The following is a 21,310-nucleotide window of genomic DNA, read 5'->3' as shown; positions in this document are numbered from 1 at the left end:
AAACATATTCCTTTTCTTATTCATACCAGAAATGGAAAGAAGATAACCTTCCAAATAAGAAAAAATTAATTAATACAACAAGGAAAGCAGCCACATTCCAAGTAGCAAGTGATTTACCACTCATTCCTCTGCCAACCTTTAAATATAAGTAAATACTATACAAAATGAGTACCAATAAGGAACCAAGCACTTTTGAATCCAACCATACCATATTTGGTAATTTCATATAAGCCCATTGTATCCCTAATATTAAACTAATCACTAACATAGGCACCCCTATACTAGCAAATAGATAAGACATTTTTTCTAGTTGTGATAAATTCGCAATTCGAATAAGCCTTGAACCCCACTTTTTCCTCTTCAACAAATCATATTGAATCAAATATAAAAGAGCAAATACAAATGACAATGAAAAAGCACCATATGAGAGAATCGCACCAATAATATGAAAAAAGAGGAGCTCAGACATCAATTGATTCGCCAGCACATCTGATTCAATCTCAATAGGCGCAAATGTATGTAAAGCCATAATAAAAAAACCAAGTACATTTGTGAAGAAAACGATAAAATCAACTTTCATAATGCGATTAATAATTAAAGAAAATGTAATAAGTACCCATGCGTAGAAGTATAAACCTTCAAATATCGTTAACACAGGGAACCTACCCGTATTCCACATATAGAGTAATAAGAATACCGTCTGTAATCCCCATACAAATGCAAGTAACCAGAAGGCGACACGATTGGCCTTCCGGTTACTTGCTAAAAAGTCAATAAAGTAGAGAAGTACACTCGCTGCATAAAGAACGACAGTAAATTCATGCAGGCGTGCCATATAGATATCAAACATGGACAGTACCCCTTTTTATGATTGAAAGGATGTCTGTTGCACCTTTACACGATCTGATTTTGGTTGTTCTTGTTTTTCAATTTGCTGGACAACAAGATCTTCTATATTAAATATTTTCACGAACAATTCTAATGCTTTATCAGCATTTTTATGTCCTGCCAATTCTTTTGCCTGTAATACAGGATCTTTCAACATTTGGTTCACAATACTCTTCGTGTGCTTGCTAACCACTTTTCTTTCACGTTCTGTTAGGTTAGGAAGCTTTCTTTCCAAACTTTTCATTGTGTCAGCCTGAATAGCAAGAGCTTTCTCTCTTAAAGCAGAGATGACAGGTACAACCCCTAGAAGTTTAAGCCATTGCTTAAATTCAACGATTTCACTTTCGATTAATAATTGAATTTTCGCCGCTGCTTTTTTACGTTCTTGCAAATTCGCTTCAACAATACCTTCTAGATCATCAATATCATATAAGAAAACGCTATCTAAATCAGCGAGTGCTGGATCTAAATCACGTGGAACAGCAATATCGACCATAAATAATGGCTTACCTTTCCGCAATCTTTCTACATCTGCCATCATCTCTTTTGTAATCATATAACTGTTTGCACCTGTAGAAGAGATCACGATATCGGCTTCCACTAATGCACATTGTAATTCTTGCATTAATTTCGCTTGTCCTTCATAGCGGTGTGCTAAATTTTTCGCTTTCTCAAAAGTACGATTAATAACCGTAACATTCGCACCATTTGCATGAAGATGTTGTATCGCTAATTCGCCCATTTTACCTGCTCCAAGAATAAGTACTTGCTTATTCGTAATAAGACCGAATATTTTCTTAGCAAGCTCAACTGCAGCATAACTGACAGATACAGCATTTGCACCAATATCTGTTTCGGAATGTGCTTTTTTAGCAAATGTAATGGACTGCTTAAATAATTGGTTGAATATTGTTCCAGTTGTATGTTCAACTTGCGCTTGCAAAAAGCTAGAGCGAACTTGGCCCAAAATTTGAGTTTCTCCTAGAACCATTGAGTTTAATCCACTACCGACTTTAAATAAATGCTCTATCGCACCATCATGTTCATAAATAAAAAGAAAGGGCGAAAATTCATTTTGATCTATTTGAAACCAATCGGCTAAAAATTCTTTAATATAATATCTCCCTGTATGCAGTTGATCGACAACCGCATAAATTTCGGTCCGATTACATGTGGATAGAATTACATTTTCCAAGATGCTTTTCTTTTGTTGCAATGCTTGCATTGCTTCACCCAATTGAGAAGGATCGAATGTTAATCTTTCTCTAATTTCCACAGGGGCTGTTTTATAATTTAGACCAACGACCACGATATGCATTTTTAGTAGACCCCCCAAAAAAATTGCATAAATACATACATATATTATAACATTATCTTTACAAGCTTTTTCGAAAAAATGTGAACAGAGTATGAACACATATGATATGATATTTGAGTAGTAAATGATTACTTTAAAACTATTATAATTTGATATTTATTATCATAAACACTCCACTATGTACAATACCAAAAAACTGCCTAATATTCAAGTGTACCTAACTGAAAGTGGTGAATAAATGAAAAGTCAACGACTATTTGCCGGTATTATATTAATAGGCTACGGCTGTTTCTTTCTCATTCAGCAATTACAGGTTGAGAGTTTACAATCGTTATTGACCTGGCCAGTATTACTAGCTATTACAGGTTTGGCCTTTTTACTCCAAGCATATAGCGGTAAAGAATATAATGCTATATTTCCCGGTGTGATTCTCTTTGGGTTTGGTTTACATTTCATCATTGTTGATCGTTTAAGCATATGGCCTAATCATATTGGTGCCTTTGTCCTTATTATTGCCCTTGCCTTTTTATTATATTACTTAAAAACAGGCAATGGCCTCTTGCAAGGGTTTCTTATGTTAGTATTAGCCATTACTTTATTATTTTATGAAAAAATTTTGCAATATGCAGGTAGCTACGGTGAAATCGTTTCATACATAACGAAATTCTGGCCTGCTATTTTTATTATCATTGGCCTCTTTTTCCTTATTAAAAGAAAATAATCTATTAGAAACTTCCATTGAAAAAACGAACATATCTGCAAAGAAAATGTTCGTTTTTTTCGTTTTAGTAATTAACTCTTTTTAAAGAACAGAATCTAGGAAGCTTTTCGTTCTTTCTTCCTTTGGATGATTAAATAACTCTTCAGGATGACCGACTTCAACGATTTTACCATCATGCATATACACTGCCCAATCTGCCACTTCCCGCGCAAATCCCATTTCATGCGTGACGACAATCATCGTCATTCCTTCTTCAGCAAGTTCTTTCATTGTTGCTAACACTTCACCAACTAATTCTGGGTCTAGTGCAGAAGTTGGTTCATCAAACAGCATTACATCCGGCTTCATCGCTAATGCCCTTGCAATGGCAACACGCTGTTTTTGACCACCTGATAGTTTAGATGGGTAAACATCTTTCTTATCCGATAAGCCAACTTTATCTAAGAGTACTAACGCTTGTTCCTCTGCATCCTTTTTCGATAATTTTTTCACTTGCATCGGTGCTTCCATTATATTTTGTATGACTGTTTTATGAGGGAAGAGATGAAAGTGCTGAAACACCATTCCAACTCTCTGTCTAATTTCATTTAAGTCATGAGAGTCTTTTTCTATTACTTCACCCTCTAATGTAATTGTTCCACTATCTTTTAATTCTAGAAAGTTAAGACATCTTAGTAATGTGCTTTTACCAGAACCACTGGCACCTATTAGACAAACAACATCGCTTTCTTTTACTGTAAAATCAATATCTTTTAATACATGAAGATCACCAAAAGACTTATTTAATTTCTCTATACTAATCATAACTGATTCACTCATCTATATTCATCCCTTTCTATCGCTCACTATTAGACATTTTCTTCTCAACAAGGTTCACAATCACTGTAAATAGAAGAACAAGCACTAAATAATAGACGGCAACAATCAATAAGTAAGTCATATAATCATAATTGATTGATCCTTGTGTTGTGGCAATATTAAAGAGCTCATAGACACCTACAAACGAAGCTAGTGAAGAATCCTTTAACGCAATAATAAATTGGTTCCCGAGTGGTGGCAAAGCGCGTCTGCTTGCTTGTGGTAAAATAATTCTTCTCATTGTTAAGCCTGCACTCATCCCTAGGGAACGACCTGCCTCCATTTGACCACTTTCAATAGATTGAATGGCTCCTCTGAAAATCTCTGCAATATAGGCACCATTATGGAAAGCTAAACCTAAAACAACGGACCAAAAACCGGAAATATTTAATGAAGTTAAACCGAAATAAAAGATAAAGATTTGCACAACGAGAGGTGTTCCTCTGACTAAGAAGATATAGAGGTCCGCAATCCACTCTAATACTTTCACTTTAGATATCTTTAACATAGCAAAAAAGAGACCGATAAAAATAGCAATAAAAATTGAGACTATTGTTAATTGAAAAGTTAGGAGCATTCCCTCAAAAAACATTGGGAAGGTGTCAACAAACGTTGTTAGTATGTCCATATTTCCTCCTTAAGGTAAAATGTATTTTCTCTTTAGATACAAGAGGCGAATGCATACGCAATAAACGGAGATGCATTCGCCAACAGAAAATTATTCTTCTGATTCTACAGTAATATCTTCGCCGATATATTCCTTGCTAATTTCAGTCAAGGTTCCATCTTCATGAAGCTTCTCTAATGCATCGTTAATTTTTTCAAGTAGCTCTTCATTGTCTTTGGCTACAGCAATCGCTTGCTCACTTTTTTCTAAAAGCTGTTTTCCCTCAATATTCATACCCGCACCGATCGCTTCTTTACCTGTAACAAAATCGGTAATTACAGCATCATGCTTTCCATTAGATAAAGCCTCAAGTGCTACGACATCGCTATCATAAAACTTAATATTATCAGTAACTTCTGATACTGTTTTTTGATACGTTGTTCCTTTAGCTACAGCTACTTCAAGACCTTCTAAATCTTCTAATGTTTCTACATCACTATCCGGTCTCACATAAATTTGTGGGCCTGAATAATAGTAAGGAATCGAGAAATCAACAGCTTGTAATCTTTCTTCTGTTATTGTATGACTAGCAACAGCCGCATCAAAACGTCCTGATTTTACACCTTCAACAATTCCACCGAATTTAAATTTTTGCTGCACTGGTTCTAGTCCTAGCTCTTTTGCAACTGCTTCTGCTACTTCAATGTCGAAACCTGTCATTGAACCATCATCTTGCGTTACACTAAATGGATTAAATTCTCCCGATGAAGCATAAGTGAATTTCCCTTCCTCTGCTAAATCCATTCCTCCACTACTCGCTTCTTCATTTGAGCCACATGCAGCTAATACAGCTACAGATGCAGCAACAATCATTCCCTTAAGTATCTTTTTCACTAGTAAAATATCCCCCTTGTATGTTCTTTTTTCATATACGCTATCAACCTTACCACTCTTACAAATTATTCTCAAAATTCATATTTTATGATATTTTAAGATATAAAACTGTAAGAAAGTCTCACACATCCCTCTTATACTCTATCCTCCTTATTAAACATGTATCCTCCTATATCATCTCTATTACTAAGTATAGCGGGAGAAGGGCTCACTTGATTCAAGTGAAATTATGTAAACCGAAATTTACGTACATAGTCTAATTTCCCTAAATTCAGAAAAATAAACGTAAACTTCAAAAAAATGATTAACTTTTCACTTATTTTGATAACCATTGAATACTACCAAGATGAAAGATATAGCAAATGAAATCATTAACAAAAAAAGGCGAACAAATCCGGCTTCATCCGGTTTGTTCGCCTTTTTAAATGTTTGTTTGATATTAACCTTGAACCCGGTTACATCAATCCTTTCATAGCGGCCCATGCTTCTTCTTTCCCTTTTCCTGTTTCTGAAGAGAACAAGATAAGGGAGTCACTAGGGTCAACATCAAGGGTTTCTCTCGTCACTTTAATATGTTTCTGCCATTTCGATTTTGGTACTTTATCAGCTTTTGTGGCAATAATGATACAAGGAATCTCATAATGTTTAAGGAATTCATACATCATAACATCATCTTTAGTAGGCTGATGTCTTAAATCCACAATCAGAACAACCGCTCGTAATTGTTCTCGAGAAGTGAGGTATGTCTCAATCATTTTCCCCCATGCTTCTCTTTCTTTTTTTGACACTTTTGCATAGCCATATCCTGGTACATCAACAAAATGTAAGATTTCATTAATAAGATAAAAGTTTAATGTTTGCGTTTTTCCTGGCTTAGAAGATATTCTTGCTAATCCTTTACGATTCAACATTTTATTAATAAAAGAAGATTTTCCTACATTCGATCGACCTGCTAATGCGAATTCTGGTAACTCTACATCTGGATATTGCTCAGGCTTTACGGCACTGATGACAATATCTGAACTTACAACCTTCATTGTTCCACCCCGTCTACTAACGCTGCTTTAAGCACTTCATCTACATGGGATACAAGCACAAATGAAAGTTCCTCACGAATCGATTCTGGAATATCATCTATATCCTTTTCATTATCTTTTGGTAAGATAATTTTCGTTAATCCCGCCCGATGAGCACTTAGTGATTTCTCCTTTAATCCACCGATAGGTAAGACACGACCACGCAACGTTACTTCACCTGTCATTCCTACTTCTCTTCTAATTGGTACACCGGTTAATGCTGAAACAAGTGCAGTAGTCATTGTGATTCCTGCAGATGGACCATCTTTAGGAACAGCCCCTTCTGGAACGTGAATATGAATATCGAATTTCTCATGAAAGTTTTCATCAATCCCTAATTCCTTCGCATTTGAACGCACATAACTAAAAGCTGCTTGAGCGGATTCTTTCATCACATCACCAAGTTTACCAGTTAAGACTAACTTGCCTTTACCTTTTGATAAAGAGACTTCGATTTGAAGTGTATCTCCGCCTACAGTTGTATAAGCAAGTCCTGTAGCGATACCGACTTGATCCTCTAATTCAGCTTGGCCGTATCTAAAACGTTTCTTACCTAAGAAATCTTCAAGTGATTTCGCCGTAACTACTACTCTTTTTTTCGTCTCTGATACAATAATTTTTGCCGTTTTTCTACAAATACTAGCCAGTTGACGTTCTAAACTCCTAACACCAGCTTCTCTAGTATAATAACGAACAACAGCTTGAACAGCATCATCTCTCACTTGCAATTGAGATTTCGAAAGACCATGCTCTTTAATTTGTTTTGGCAAAAGATGGTCCTTGGCAATATGAAGCTTCTCATGTTCTGTATAACCAGCAATTGAAATGACTTCCATGCGATCTAATAATGGTCCTGGAATTGTACTTAAATTGTTAGCCGTAGCAATGAACATAACTTTCGATAAATCATATGTCTCTTCAATATAGTGATCACTGAAGTTATGATTTTGCTCAGGATCTAATACTTCAAGCATTGCTGATGAAGGGTCTCCACGAAAATCATTAGACATTTTATCAATCTCATCTAATAAAAATACTGGATTGACTGTTCCTGCTTTTTTCATCCCCTGGATCACTCTACCAGGCATTGCACCAACATATGTTCTTCGATGACCGCGAATTTCTGATTCATCACGGACACCACCTAAAGATACCCGGACAAAATTTCGGTTGAGTGAGGAGGCGATTGATTTCGCGAGACTTGTTTTCCCTACACCCGGAGGTCCAACGAGACAGAGGATAGGGCCTTTTAAAGAGTTCGTTAACTGTTGAACCGCCAAATACTCAAGCACTCTCTCTTTTACTTTCTCTAAACCATAATGATCTCGATCAAGGATTTTCTCTGCTTTGTTGATGTTTAAATCATCGACCGTTTCTTTAGACCAAGGTATAGCTAATAGCCAATCGATATAATTACGAATAACAGAGCTCTCTGCCGAACTAGAAGGAACCTTTTCGTAACGATTTAACTCTTTTAATGCAGTATTTTCTACATTACTAGGCATATTTGCTTCTGTGATTTTCGCTTTTAAATCTGCAATTTCTCCTGTTTTACCTTCTTTATCACCTAATTCGGTTTGAATGGCTTTCATCTGTTCGCGCAAATAATATTCTTTCTGCGTTCTTTCCATCGATTTCTTTACTCGATTACCGATTTTCTTTTCTAAATTAAGCACTTCTTTTTCGTTATGAATAATGCTGATCACACGATTCAAACGATCTTTTATATTAATCGTCTCCAAGATTTCCTGTTTCTCTTTAAGTTTTAAAGGAAGATGAGAAGCAATAATATCAGCTAAACGACCGGGTTCTTCAATATCTGTAACAGATGTAAATGTTTCTGTTGATATTTTTTTAGATACTTTTATGTATTGTTCAAAATGACTTAAAAGAGTACGCATTAATGCTTGGTCTTCTACATCGCGAGATTCAGACTCTTCGAATGCTTCAACTTTTACTGAAAAATAGTCTTCATCATCTAAAACCTCTGCGATTTTTGCACGTTTAAGTCCTTCTACTAGTACACGAATCGTACCATTGGGCAATTTGAGCATCTGTTTTACCCGAGTAAGAGTACCTAAATGATATAAATCATTGCTGTCAGGCTCATCTATAGAAATGTCCTTTTGTGTTGTTAAAAAGATTAAATGGTCATCTACCATTGCTTTTTCAAGTGCTTGTACTGATTTATCACGACCTACATCTAAGTGCAGGACCATTGTAGGATAAACGAGCAAACCTCGAAGCGGCAGGAGGGGGACGATGATCTCTTTCTTATTCGTCATATACTTGCACCTCCAAAATGCATATGTATCAAGATTTCAATTCATTTTCTTTGTACAATTTTATCTTATTTACTTCACAGTGTCGACTTTTTTAATCTAGTTCGTTTGCGAAAAGAGTTAAAAAGTACAACCGTTTTGTTTGTTTTCTTCATTTCTAGCTTGACAATTACTTATTTCATTCCCTATTTATAGGACTTTAAAACGAAGGGAATGAAAAACTCCGGCAGTTGTTGCCGAAGTTATTAGTACCTCACATACTTTCCTTTTTAGCAAGATCAATCGCTGACGCATCTAGTGGTGAAATTAACGGCTTTTCATGTTGATATTCTTTGTGAAGGGCGAACTCGAACACCTCATTCAACGTTTTAACGGTAACAATTTGAATTCCTTCCACCTCATTTAATATCGATTGCATATTCTCTTCAGGGATAATAACCGTCTTTGCACCAGCTTTTTTAGCAGCTTTTACTTTTGGATATACTCCGCCAATAGGCTTAACAGCACCATGAATACTAATTTCTCCTGTCATTGCCACTGTATTGTCTATTGGATGTTTATAAATAGCTGAATAAATACCTGTAGCCATTGCAATCCCAGCAGATGGGCCATCAATCGGCACACCACCAGGGAAGTTCACATGAATATCATAATCATCTGCAGGTACACCCATTGAGCGAAGAACTGTAATCACATTCTCAATTGAGCCACGTGCCATACTCTTTCTTCGAATTGATTTTCCTTGTCCGCCAATACTTTCTTCTTCTACAATTCCTGTAATATTAATTGATCCTTTTTCTTTAGCAGGAATCACAGTAACTTCAATCTCTAATAAAGCACCGGAATTAGGTCCATGAACAGCCAAGCCATTAACTAAACCAACCTTTGCTGTTTCTCCGATTTTTCTTTCCATTCTCGGCACTAACTGACTTGATTGGATAACCCACTCGACATCTTCGTCCTTAATATAATCGCGCTCTTCTTGTATTGCAAGACTCGCCGTCGTTTGTACTAAGTTGACTGATTCACGGCCGTTTCTTGCATAAGATGCTAATGTTTGTAAAGCTTGTTCACTTATTTTTAAGTTCACTTTATCGGCTGCCTTTTTAGCAACTTCTGCGATTTCTTCTTCTGTTAATTCCCGGAAAAACACTTCCATACAACGTGAACGAATAGCTGGAGGCAATTCATTAGGTGTTCTTGTTGTCGCACCCACTAACCGAAAATCTGCCGGTAAACCATTTTTAAAGATATCATGTATATGAGAAGGAATTTGCATATTTTCTTCATTATAATAAGCGCTTTCAAGGTATACTTTGCGATCTTCTAACACTTTTAACAACTTATTCATTTGAATAGAATGTAACTCCCCAATTTCATCTATAAACAAGACCCCACCATGGGCATTTGTGACTGCTCCTTGTTTTGGTTGTGGGATTCCTGCCTGCCCCATTGCTCCTGCCCCTTGATAAATCGGATCATGTACAGATCCAATAAGTGGATCAGCAATCCCCCTTTCATCAAAGCGAGCGGTTGTCGCATCTAGTTCAATAAAGACTGAGGATGGTTTAAATGGTGATTTTTGATTTTTCTTTGCTTCTTCTAATACTAATCTGGCTGCAGCTGTTTTACCTACTCCAGGAGGCCCATAAATAATGACATGCTGAGGATTTGGTCCACAAAGTGCCGCTTTAAGTGATTTTATGCCATCTTCTTGACCTACAATATCATCAAAGGTCGTTGGCCTAACTTTCTCTGACAGAGGTTCTGACAGTTTTATTGACCTCATCTTCTTTAATTGATCCATTTCTTTACGAGACTCTCTATCAATAGAGACTTTTTGTGTACGTTGGTTTTTAAGTAAGTTCCAAAAATAGAGCCCAATAACAATCCCAAAAAATAGCTGTACAAACAATGCAATTCCCGTCCAACTCATCCTATTCCCTCCTGAACATTTTCTTGCTGTTAATGGATAGTATCTCCTGCGCAAAGTTGGAATAAACAAGAATTTTAAATTCAATGAGAGGAAGCTTATGGTTGTTTTAGCATTTATTATAGTTTAGTAAAAAAGGAAATCAATGAAATAAATTTGCCTTTTGTTTAGCTGTAATTGTGATACATAAGAAAGTGGTATATTCTTTTCATCTACTGTTTAACCTCTAGTAATAAACCTCGATCGTACTGTAATTAACAAGTTTTACTATTTTTTACGGATTTATTATTTTACGTTAAAAGAACCCACAGCTTACCTTGACTATAAGGTCTTTTTCGAGTGAGTTGGTTTGTTCAGCCATCTTTGTGGTTTTCACGTTGGATGTACGAGCTAATTGACTTTGTCTGCTATCTTTGACATTTCCACTCTACATGCACGAGCTAATCGACTTTCCTCTGCTATCTTTGCGATTTCCACTCTACAATTACGAGCCACTACCGTTTACTCCGTAGATGGGGCGAAATTACTTATCTTTTTTCTCTATCGTCCTTCACCCTTTTTGTTGGAGTAATAGAAAAGGAACTAAACCGAAGTTTAGTTCCTTTCAAACTTATGCAGACGTTTTTCTTTCTTCTTTCACAATGGTACCGTCTTCAAGTAATAGCTTTGGTGAACCATTCTCAAGGACCGTATCTTTTGTAATGATACATTTTTTAATATCTTCACGAGAAGGTAAATCAAACATGACATCAAGCATGATTCCTTCAATAATTGAACGTAATCCACGGGCACCTGTTTTTCTTTCAATTGCCTTCTTAGCAATTTCGATTAGTGCCTCATCCTCGAATTCTAACTCAACATCATCTAATTCAAGCATTTTTTGGAATTGTTTTACTAAAGCATTTTTCGGCTTAGTTAAAATTTCAATTAATGCTTCTTCATCTAATGGTGTTAAGCTTGCAATAACCGGTAGACGACCAATAAATTCAGGAATTAAACCGAAACGCAATAAGTCCTCTGGTAAAACTTTAGATAGCAACTCATTTTGTTCAAGTTCTTTCTGCTTATTATCCGAACCGAAACCGATCACTTTTTGACCTAAACGGCGTTTAATGATTTGTTCGATCCCATCGAAGGCACCACCGCAAATAAATAAGATGTTCGTCGTATCAATTTGAATAAATTCTTGATGCGGATGTTTTCTTCCACCTTGTGGAGGTACGCTGGCAACAGTGCCTTCAAGAATTTTCAATAATGCTTGTTGCACACCTTCACCAGATACATCTCTTGTAATCGACGGATTTTCTGACTTACGTGCCACTTTATCAATCTCATCAATATAAATAATGCCTTTTTCAGCCTTCTCCACGTCATAGTCAGCAGATTGGATAAGCTTTAGGAGAATATTCTCAACATCTTCACCAACATAACCTGCTTCTGTTAATGAAGTCGCATCTGCAATTGCGAATGGTACATTTAGAATTCTTGCTAAAGTTTGAGCTAGTAAAGTTTTACCACTTCCTGTTGGCCCAATCATTGCAATATTACTTTTTGCCAGTTCTACATCATCTACTTTACTGTTCGAATTAATTCGTTTGTAATGATTGTAAACTGCTACAGCTAGGTTTTTCTTTGCTTGGTCTTGACCAATTACATATTCATCGAGAATGTCGCGAATCTCGGACGGCTTTGGCACATCCTTAAATTCAACTTCTTCCTCTGTTCCAAGTTCTTCTTCCACAATCTCGGTGCATAATTCAATACATTCGTCACAAATGTAAACACCAGGACCAGCTACTAGCTTACGAACTTGATCTTGTGTTTTCCCACAGAAGGAACACTTTAATTGACCTTTTTCATCATTAAATTTAAACAAATCCTTCACCCCTTGATCAAACTTCTAAGCGATATATCTTCTGCGAACTTTTGTTTATCATTAGCTAAATATTTGAGCCAATTCACTCGCCAGTTCTTATTAAAAACGCTTGATAAAAACTAACCTTTAAGTTATGTATTGCATTGTAACACACTTCAGCAAAAGACAGGAAATAATAACACTTACCTCTAAGTTATGTACGTAATACGTTATTCATGATTCGCAGAAGGAAATCACTCAATAAAACTTGTACTTCCATAAGCATGTCCATTTTTATGCCCATCCATAAGTGGAATTTTTTTCAGGCAGTTATGTATGTGATAAGGTATCCTGCTTTTGCCGTACTGCTATTATGTATTATCTAAAATTGTAGAAAACAAGGCACGATGTGATCGCGCCTTGTTATGTTTAAGTTCCGGGTTGCTACCGTTACTTTGTTATATTCATTTTAAACAGTTTTACTATTTTCTACAAGTAAATCGATTGCTTTTTTCGCTTTAATATCAGATTGTAAACCATCAAGGCTACCACCAAGCGCCATTTGAATATTTTCAGCTGTCATATTATACATTTCAGCCATTTTATTTACTTCTTCGTTTATTTCATCTTCAGAAACTTCGATGTTTTCTGCAGCAGCAATTGCTTCAAGAGTTAAGTTAATACGCACGCGCTTCTCTGCGTCAACTTTCATTTGCTCACGTAATGCAGACTCATCTTGTCCAGAGAATTGATAATAAAGCTCAAGGTTCATACCTTGCATTTGTATACGTTGTTCGAATTCTTGCATCATGCGATCTAATTCAGTATCAACCATTGCAGCTGGAATATCAATTGTCGTGTTTTCTGCTGCTTTTTCTACTACAGTATCACGCACATGGTGCTCTGCTTCATGGTTTTTACTATCAACTAGTTGTTTCTTCGTTTTTTCTTTTAGTGCATCTAATGTTTCAACTTCTTCATCTACATCTTTAGCGAATTCATCATCTAATGCAGGAAGTTCTTTTGTTTTGATTTCATGTACAGTCGTTTTGAATACTGCTTTTTTACCCGCAAGCTCAGCAGCGTGATATTCTTCTGGGAACGTAACATTTACTTCTTTAGATTCTCCAGCAGAAACACCAATTAATTCTTCTTCAAAACCTGGAATGAATTGTCCAGAACCAAGTTCTAATGAGAAGTTATCACCTTTTCCACCTTCGAATGCTTCTCCATCAACGAAACCTTCAAAGTCGATAACAACTGTATCACCTTGTTCTGCTGTACCTTCTTCTTTAACAACAAGCTCAGCTTGTTTTTCTTGTAGGCCTTTTAATTCGTTTTCTACATCTTCATCCGTTACTTCTGTATCGAATTTTTCTACTTCAAGGCCTTTATATTCGCCAAGTTCTACTTCAGGTTTTACAGTTACTTTCGCAGTGAAAATAAGCGCTTTACCTTTTTCAATTTGTTCTACATCGATTTCAGGACGATCAACTGGCTCAATGCCTGTTTCATCAATTGCATTTGCATACGCTTCTGGCAAAAGAAAATCAACTGCATCTTGGTATAAAGACTCAACACCAAAGCGTTTTTCAAATAGGCTGCGAGGCATTTTACCTTTTCTGAAGCCAGGAACATTTACTTGTTTAACTACTTTTTTAAATGCAGCGTCTAAACCTTCGTTTAACTTCTCTGCATCTACTTCAATTGTAAGAACCCCTTGGTTCCCTTCTAACTTTTCAAATTTAGCAGACATACTATTATTTCCCTCCAAAATCTATGATCATTTCATTCACAGCAAATAGAATGAATATGTCTAATCGATTATTCATTTATATAAGGTGAATCAGCTTTCTATCCACATAATACAACCATTATATTATAACATAACGTCTCTAGCTTTCAACAATGAGACTATATTTTAGGATAAGAAAATTCTTCTATTGCTTCAATATAAGTAATAGCTGCATGATAATCCTCTTCTTCGACACAATATTTCTCAAGCATCTCATCCACAGCAAGGTCCATTCCTAGGTAATCAATTGCAAGAGTATGATAAGCTGCAGACCATGTTTCAATCGAAAAAGGTTCTAATTCTATCGGATACATGAGAAATAAATGACGGTTCACAAGAGAGGCAGCATGTTCAAGTAAAATGGGGTCATCTTGCTCCATTTTCTCTTCTAACACTTTGAGCATTTCAACCCTTTGTTGGAAATGCTCAAAGTCCGGCAAATGTGCAGGAACGAAACTTTTTATATTACCCATTTTTTCAACAATAACTTCCTTATTATATAGATGCTGTTTTAACACATCGAGAAGTAATGTCTTAAAGAAGGGATGTCCCTCCTCAGATCGTAAATAGAAAAGGATTTCTTTTACATTGTGCACAATATTCTTTTCTGCCAATTCTTTAGCGAGCATCATCTGTTCTTGTTGATCTTTTATTTCAAAAAGCTGTAGGTGAGTTTCCGAGTCGTCCTCTACCTCACTGGACTTTATATCTGCTTCAGCCATTCTACGGCTGAATTCTAACAACCGACTAAAATGTTCAAATTTTTCATGAGGTACTTTATTCTCTTCAAATAAGTATTCAATAGTGGTCACAATTTCATCGTAGCGATGTAATTGTACTAATATCATCAAATACATATCTACCACTTGAAGGTAGTCACCTATCCCATTATGGAGCATGTATTCCGCTTGTTTTTGCGCATGTTGTAATTGACCTGATTCAAAAAAGGCAAGCACAAGACCTGTTTGAATATCTTCATCCTTATCATTTAGCTCTGAAGCTTCTGTTAAGAATTCTACTGCCTCTTGAAACTCCCTACGGTGTAGAGCCTCTAACCCTTTCTCTAATAAACGCCTATCTAAAAAGGGAAAGGGAATCACTTTATTTTTTTTGTCATCACGATTATGTTTTGTCATTTTGCCTACGTCCCTTTAATTCCTTATTTAGAGGTAAGTGTAGCATGAAAAGAGAAAAATGCAAAAGGATTGTGCCATTGAGAGGTTTAGCGGAAAAACTTCATAAAAAAATGAGCCCTATATACAATGCATACGGGCTCACAAGTAATGATTCATTTCTTATCTTAATGCTTGTTCATATGCAGTGATGTGATCAGCTAATTGCAAGGTAATTTCAATCTCATCCCACCCATTCATTAGCATCGTTTTCCAATAAGCATCAATTTCAAATGATACTTGGAACCCTGTTTCATCACCAATCGTTTGCTTCTCTAGATTCACTTCTAATTGATAAGGCTGTTGCTTGCCTTTTTCAAGTAATTGCACAATTTGCTCCTTTGGTAACGCAATCGGTAACACACCATTTTTCATGCAATTCTGATGAAAAATATCTGCGAAGGATGGTGCTAATATCACTTTGAACCCATAATCTAGGAGGGCCCACGGGGCATGCTCCCTAGACGACCCACATCCGAAGTTCTCATTTGCAATTAAAATCGATGCATGTTGATTTTTATCTTGATTCAGTTCAAATGTTGGGTTTAAACTACCATCTGCCATATAACGCCATTCATAGAACAAATATTGACCAAAGCCCGTTTTTTCAATTCGTTTTAGAAATTGCTTAGGAATAATCTGATCTGTATCTACATTGGCACGGTCAAATGCAATCGCTTTTTCCTTTAAAGTTTTAAATCCAGTCATCTACTCCGCTCCCTATCTTACTGGTTGTCTTTCAACCATTTTTCTAACATCGACAAAATGACCATGAATAGCTGCTGCTGCAGCCATAATTGGACTGACTAAATGAGTTCTCGCTCCAGATCCTTGCCGACCCTCAAAATTCCGATTAGATGTGGAAGCACAATGTTCACCGCTAGGGACAATATCATTATTCATACTCAAACACATACTGCAACCCGAATCTCTCCATTCAAACCCAGCTTCTCTAAAAATTTCATCTAGACCTTCTTCTTCTGCAAGCGACTTGACCGTTTGTGAACCTGGCACAACTAGTGCTCGCACATCAGGATGAACTTTATTGCCTTTGATTACAGAAGCAGCCTCACGTAGATCTTCTAGTCGTGAATTGGTACAAGAACCGATAAATACATGTTGAATCTGAATATCTTCTATTTTCTGTCCTTCCTCTAGTCCCATGTATTTAAGAGCACTCTCAAGTGATTTCTTTTCCACAGCTGTTTCATAATCACTTGATGTAGGAATTGAATCAGTAACTTTAGAGGTCATCGCTGGGTTTGTCCCCCAGCTAACCATTGGGGCAATATTGGCTGCATCCATAGTAATCACACGATCATAAGTTGCATCTTCATCCGACACTAATGATTGCCATTTTGTCACTAGCTGTTCAAAGGCTTCCCCTGTTGGGACATACTTACGTCCTCTTAAGTAAGAAAATGTTGTTTCATCAGGGTTCACTAATCCAGCCCTCGCGCCACCTTCTATCGACATATTACAAATCGTCATCCGCTCTTCCATAGACATATGATCAATTACTTCTCCCGTATATTCAATTACATGTCCTGTTCCAAAATCAAACCCATATTGAGAAAGAACATATAGGATAACATCTTTTGCTGATACACCTTGTTGCCTTTTGCCATTGATTTCGATTTTTAGCGTTTTCGGTTTTTGGCGCCAGATGGTTTGTGTGGCTAACACATGCTCCACCTCACTTGTACCGATACCGAATGCAATTGAGCCGAATGCACCGTGTGTGGATGTATGACTATCGCCACATACAATTGTCATCCCTGGTTGCGTTAGTCCTAATTCCGGACCAATGACATGAACAATTCCTTGGTCTGGATGATCAATTCCTGCTAGTGGTATTTGGAACTCTTCACAGTTTTTTTCTAGTGTTGTCATCTGGTTTAATGCAATCTTATCATTAATGACTTTACGATTATCTGTTGGGATATTATGATCCATCGTAGCGAAGGTTTTATCTGGTCTTCTAACCGTTCTTCCTTTCATTCTTAAGCCAGAAAATGCTTGCGGCGATGTTACTTCATGCACTAAATGCAGATCAATGTACAATAAGTCCGGCTTTCCCTCTTCTTGATGAACAATATGTTGTTCCCATATTTTCTCTATAATTGATTGCCCCATTAATATTCACACCTTTCTAAAAGAAACACGGACCCACAATAGGGCCGTGTCCCTTCTCCATTATTTAAGCGTACGCACCCATAATATGCATAATGGCTTCATTATCAAGTAGCATCGCTTTTACTTCCGCAATCATTTCTGTTGTCGATGTCACTTGTTGGCCGAATTCCGCAATATCACTCGTTCTAAAGCCTGCATCTAACACTTGTTTTACAGCACGTTCTACTTCATTCGCTTCTGTTTCTAACCCGAACGATTCACGAAGCATCATCGCAGCAGATAAAATCATTGCTAACGGATTGGCCACGTTTTTGCCAGCGATATCAGGTGCCGAACCATGAATCGGTTCAAATAAATATGGACCCTTCTCAGATAAACTAGCAGATGGTAGCATACCTAATGAACCGGTTAAAACGGAAGCCTCATCACTTAAAATGTCACCAAACATATTCTCGGTTACGACAACATCAAACTGTTTAGGATTTGTCACCATCTGCATCGCCGCATTGTCAACTAACATATGCTCAAGATACACATGCGGATAATCTTTTGCCACTTCCTCTGCCGTTTCCCTCCACATCCTACTTGATTCAAGCACGTTTGCTTTATCAATAGATGTGACTTTTTTTCTTCTCTTATCTGCTAAAACAAACGCTTTTTCGATTACACGCTTCATTTCTGCTTTTTTATAAAATAGTGTATCGACTACCGCAGACTCCCCGTTAGCATCCATGCGTTCACTCGGTTGACCAAAATATAATCCGCCAGTTAATTCGCGTACCATCAATAAGTCTACACCTTGGATCACTTCATCTTTTAGAGGAGAAGATTGCGCCAAACTTTCAAAATAAGTTGTTGGACGAAGATTGGCATAGAGATTAAGCTCTTTACGGATTTGTAATAACCCTCTCTCCGGACGGATCTCAGGATTTACTTGGTCCCATTTAGGACCACCCACTGCTCCTAAAAGAATCGCATCGCTTTCTTTGCATAGTTGAATGGTTTCTTCCGGAAGTGGTTTGCCTTTTTCATCAATCGCATGGCCGCCAATCATACCATAAGAAAATTCAAATTGGTGATTATAGCGCTCTCCGACTGCTTGGAGAATTTCAACTGCTCCCTTTGCAACTTCTTTCCCGATCCCGTCTCCTGGTAGTACAGCGATACGTTTTTTCATCTTTTATCCCTCCGATTAAAATGTATGTTAACTATTCTGCATAGCTGGTTCCGTTTTTTCCTTCATATATATGACTCGGTTAACTGCATTTAAATAAGCTTTTGCTGATGCTTCGAGCACATCTTGAGCGAGCCCTCGACCGCTCGTTTCTACCCCTTGGTAAGCTAACTTAACGAACACTTGCGCAAGTGCATCTCTACCGGCACCAACTGATTGAATGCGATAATCGAGTAAACTAATCTCACCATTCACACTTGCTTCTAATGTGTTATACAGTGCCTCAATACTACCTGCACCCGTACCCGCTTCCTGGATCACTTGATTATCGCTACCGGATAATGTAACCGTTGCTGTCGGCACTTGATTCGTACCGTACTGAATTTGAATTTGAATTAATTCATAGAATCGTTGTTCCTTCGACAATTTTTCTTCTAGCACAAGGGCGACTAAGTCTTCATCTGTCATCTCTTTTTTGCGATCGGCTAAATCTTTGAATACGGTAAATAGTGGTTTGATATCTTCGTCTGCCACATCTAATCCTAATTCGTCTAAACGATTTTTAAATGCATGTCGTCCTGAATGTTTACCAAGAACAAGAGAGTTAGATTGCACACCGACTAATTGCGGTGAAATAATTTCATAAGTGGTTACCTCTTTTAATACGCCATCTTGATGAATACCAGATTCATGAGCATAAGCGTTTGCTCCAATAATGGCTTTATTTGCTGGGACAGGCATTCCGGAAAGTTTGCTTACAAGGCTACTTGTTCGGCTAATCTCCCCTAGGTTTAACGTTGTTTGGGCATTATAGAAATCTTTTCTAATGTGAAGGGCGACAGCTATTTCCTCAAGCGCTGCATTGCCCGCTCGCTCACCAATTCCGTTAATCGTTCCCTCTATTTGTGTCGCACCATTTTCGATCGCAGCTAAAGAATTCGCTGTCGCCATCCCTAGATCATCATGGCAATGAGCTGATAATGCTACTTTATCAATAGACGGGACATTATTTTTTAAATATTTAAAAATCTCTCCATATTCCTTCGGTGTTGCATATCCGACTGTGTCCGGAATGTTAATCACCCTTGCTCCTGCTTGGATGACTTTCTCCACGATTTCTGCCAAGAAGGGCAATTCTGTCCTTGAAGCATCCTCTGCTGACCATTGGACAATGGAGAAGCGTTCCGCCGCATACTTAACGGTGTTAACTGCCGTTTCCACTACTTGCTCTTTTGTCATTTTAAGTTTGTAATCACGATGGATAGGACTAGTTGCCAAGAAGGTATGGAGCCTTGGTTCGGCTCCTCCCTTCAATGAGTCCCATGCTGCATCTATATCCGATAAAACCGCTCTCGCTAAACCTGTTACAGAAGCGTTCTTCACTGTTTCTGCAATAGATTTTACCGATCCAAAGTCTCCTTTAGACGCGGCTGGAAAACCTGCTTCGATGATGTTTACATTCAGTCTTTCTAGCTGTCTAGCAATCTCTAATTTCTCAGAGAAGTTCAAGTTGACTCCTGCTGACTGTTCTCCATCTCTAAGCGTTGTATCGAATATATTAATTTGTTGCACTGCTCACCACTTCTTTCTTTTTATTGTTTTGGACGAATGGCATCATTTTGCGAAGCTCTCTACCAACTCTTTCAATTTCATGTTCACTTTCTTTTGCATTAATAGCTGTAAACACTGGACGATTCACCTGGTTTTCCATAATCCAACCTTTAGCAAATTTACCTTCTTGAATATCTTTTAATACTTCTTTCATTTCTGCTTTTACCCGTTCATCTACAACCCGTGGGCCACTGACGAAATCTCCCCATTGTGCTGTATCTGAAATAGAATATCTCATTCCTTCTAATCCACCTTCATACATAAGGTCAACAATTAATTTGAGTTCATGGAGACATTCAAAGTAGGCGAGTTCCGGCTGATAACCTGCTTCCGTTAACGTTTCAAATCCTGCTTTAACAAGAGAAGTCAGTCCGCCACATAATACTGCCTGTTCTCCGAATAAATCTGTTTCTGTCTCTTCTTTAAATGTCGTTTCTAAGCCCCCGGCTCTTAGTGCACCAATTGCTCTTGCATAAGCTAGTGCTAATTCTCTTGCTTCACCCGATACATCTTGGTGAACAGCGAATAACGCTGGTACACCCGCTCCCTCTTCATATGTTCTTCTTACTAAATGACCTGGTCCTTTTGGTGCGACTAATAAAACATCACTTTCTTTCGGTGGAACGATTTGATTAAAATGGATATTAAATCCGTGAGCAAACATCAATGCTTGATTGGTTAAATTTGGTTCAATTTCTTCTTTATATACTTTCGTTTGCAATTCATCTGGTAATAAAATCATTACGATATCTGCTTTAGCAGTCGCTTCTCCTACTGAGTAAACTTGAAAGCCATCTTCAACTGCTGTCTGCCATGATTTTCCCTGCCTTAAGCCGATTACTACCTCTACACCGCTATCTCTCATATTTTGCGCATGCGCATGACCTTGTGATCCGTATCCAATTACTGCTACTGTTTTCCCGTTTAAGTAGTTCTCATTTGCATCTCCGTTATAGTACATTTTAGCCATTATTCATTCTCCTCTATTCA

The 21,310-nt window shown here is 37.3% G+C and carries 17 protein-coding genes; 1 reads left to right on the top strand and 16 read right to left on the bottom strand.

Annotated features, from left to right (window positions below; all coding sequences use genetic code 11):
• Positions 1 to 16 precede the first annotated feature (16 nt).
• Both LCM23_RS04205 and hemA read right to left on the bottom strand, forming a co-directional pair.
• Positions 17 to 850, bottom strand: a complete 834-nt coding sequence (locus LCM23_RS04205) for a cytochrome C assembly family protein (RefSeq protein ID WP_095372377.1) — start codon at positions 848 to 850, stop codon at positions 17 to 19.
• A 15-nt stretch (positions 851 to 865) separates the two neighbouring features.
• A complete protein-coding gene (gene hemA / locus LCM23_RS04200; RefSeq protein WP_224935828.1) occupies positions 866 to 2,206 on the bottom strand; it encodes a glutamyl-tRNA reductase in 1,341 nt (446 codons plus the stop codon).
• 238 nt (positions 2,207 to 2,444) lie between these two features.
• Between hemA and LCM23_RS04195 the strand changes: the two genes are divergently transcribed.
• Positions 2,445 to 2,927 carry a LiaI-LiaF-like domain-containing protein gene (locus tag LCM23_RS04195; protein ID WP_224935827.1) on the top strand — a complete coding sequence of 161 codons (483 nt, stop codon included), beginning with the start codon at positions 2,445 to 2,447 and terminating at the stop codon, positions 2,925 to 2,927.
• Between the two features lie 81 nt (positions 2,928 to 3,008).
• Here the strand turns inward: LCM23_RS04195 and LCM23_RS04190 are convergent, their stop codons facing one another.
• From LCM23_RS04190 to ilvC, 14 genes are all read right to left on the bottom strand, one after another.
• Positions 3,009 to 3,746, bottom strand: coding sequence for an amino acid ABC transporter ATP-binding protein (locus LCM23_RS04190; protein ID WP_281202221.1), 738 nt, complete (start codon positions 3,744 to 3,746; stop codon positions 3,009 to 3,011).
• Positions 3,747 to 3,762: 16 nt separating this feature from the next.
• A complete protein-coding gene (locus LCM23_RS04185) occupies positions 3,763 to 4,413 on the bottom strand; it encodes an amino acid ABC transporter permease (RefSeq protein ID WP_224935826.1) in 651 nt (216 codons plus the stop codon).
• A 90-nt stretch (positions 4,414 to 4,503) separates the two neighbouring features.
• Positions 4,504 to 5,286, bottom strand: a complete 783-nt coding sequence (locus tag LCM23_RS04180; RefSeq protein ID WP_224935825.1) for a transporter substrate-binding domain-containing protein — start codon at positions 5,284 to 5,286, stop codon at positions 4,504 to 4,506.
• A gap of 455 nt (positions 5,287 to 5,741) precedes the next feature.
• A complete protein-coding gene (gene yihA, locus LCM23_RS04175; RefSeq protein ID WP_224935824.1) occupies positions 5,742 to 6,323 on the bottom strand; it encodes a ribosome biogenesis GTP-binding protein YihA/YsxC in 582 nt (193 codons plus the stop codon).
• The gene (lon, locus tag LCM23_RS04170; RefSeq protein WP_224935823.1) at positions 6,320 to 8,647 is read right to left on the bottom strand and encodes an endopeptidase La; all 2,328 of its coding nucleotides are present in this window, start codon (positions 8,645 to 8,647) and stop codon (positions 6,320 to 6,322) included. Before lon ends, yihA begins: the two co-directional genes overlap by 4 nt.
• A gap of 250 nt (positions 8,648 to 8,897) precedes the next feature.
• Entirely contained in the window at positions 8,898 to 10,580 is a 1,683-nt protein-coding gene (lonB, locus tag LCM23_RS04165) for an ATP-dependent protease LonB (protein ID WP_224935822.1), read from the bottom strand.
• A 607-nt stretch (positions 10,581 to 11,187) separates the two neighbouring features.
• Positions 11,188 to 12,453 (bottom strand): ATP-dependent protease ATP-binding subunit ClpX, encoded by a 1,266-nt coding sequence (gene clpX / locus LCM23_RS04160; RefSeq protein ID WP_224935821.1) that lies wholly within the window; start codon positions 12,451 to 12,453, stop codon positions 11,188 to 11,190.
• Between the two features lie 448 nt (positions 12,454 to 12,901).
• Entirely contained in the window at positions 12,902 to 14,188 is a 1,287-nt protein-coding gene (tig, locus tag LCM23_RS04155) for a trigger factor (RefSeq protein WP_224935820.1), read from the bottom strand.
• Positions 14,189 to 14,346: 158 nt separating this feature from the next.
• On the bottom strand, positions 14,347 to 15,363 hold the full coding sequence (locus LCM23_RS04150) for a tetratricopeptide repeat protein (RefSeq protein ID WP_224935819.1): 1,017 nt from the start codon (positions 15,361 to 15,363) through the stop codon (positions 14,347 to 14,349).
• Positions 15,364 to 15,522: 159 nt separating this feature from the next.
• Positions 15,523 to 16,107: a 3-isopropylmalate dehydratase small subunit gene (gene leuD, locus LCM23_RS04145; RefSeq protein WP_224935818.1), complete on the bottom strand. Its 585-nt coding sequence runs from the start codon at positions 16,105 to 16,107 to the stop codon at positions 15,523 to 15,525.
• A gap of 12 nt (positions 16,108 to 16,119) precedes the next feature.
• Positions 16,120 to 17,535 (bottom strand): 3-isopropylmalate dehydratase large subunit, encoded by a 1,416-nt coding sequence (gene leuC, locus LCM23_RS04140; protein ID WP_224935817.1) that lies wholly within the window; start codon positions 17,533 to 17,535, stop codon positions 16,120 to 16,122.
• A gap of 64 nt (positions 17,536 to 17,599) precedes the next feature.
• Complete coding sequence (gene leuB, locus LCM23_RS04135) at positions 17,600 to 18,712, bottom strand: 3-isopropylmalate dehydrogenase (RefSeq protein ID WP_224935816.1); 1,113 nt, start codon at positions 18,710 to 18,712, stop codon at positions 17,600 to 17,602.
• 27 nt (positions 18,713 to 18,739) lie between these two features.
• On the bottom strand, positions 18,740 to 20,281 hold the full coding sequence (locus LCM23_RS04130) for a 2-isopropylmalate synthase (protein ID WP_224935815.1): 1,542 nt from the start codon (positions 20,279 to 20,281) through the stop codon (positions 18,740 to 18,742).
• Entirely contained in the window at positions 20,268 to 21,290 is a 1,023-nt protein-coding gene (gene ilvC / locus LCM23_RS04125; protein WP_095372361.1) for a ketol-acid reductoisomerase, read from the bottom strand. The genes LCM23_RS04130 and ilvC overlap by 14 nt, the downstream gene beginning before the upstream one ends.
• Positions 21,291 to 21,310 lie beyond the last annotated feature (20 nt).

It is taken from the genome of Cytobacillus kochii, assembly GCF_020171845.1.
GTDB lineage: Bacteria > Bacillota > Bacilli > Bacillales > Cytobacillaceae > Cytobacillus > Cytobacillus kochii.
This window is presented reverse-complemented; position numbering and strand designations above follow the sequence as displayed.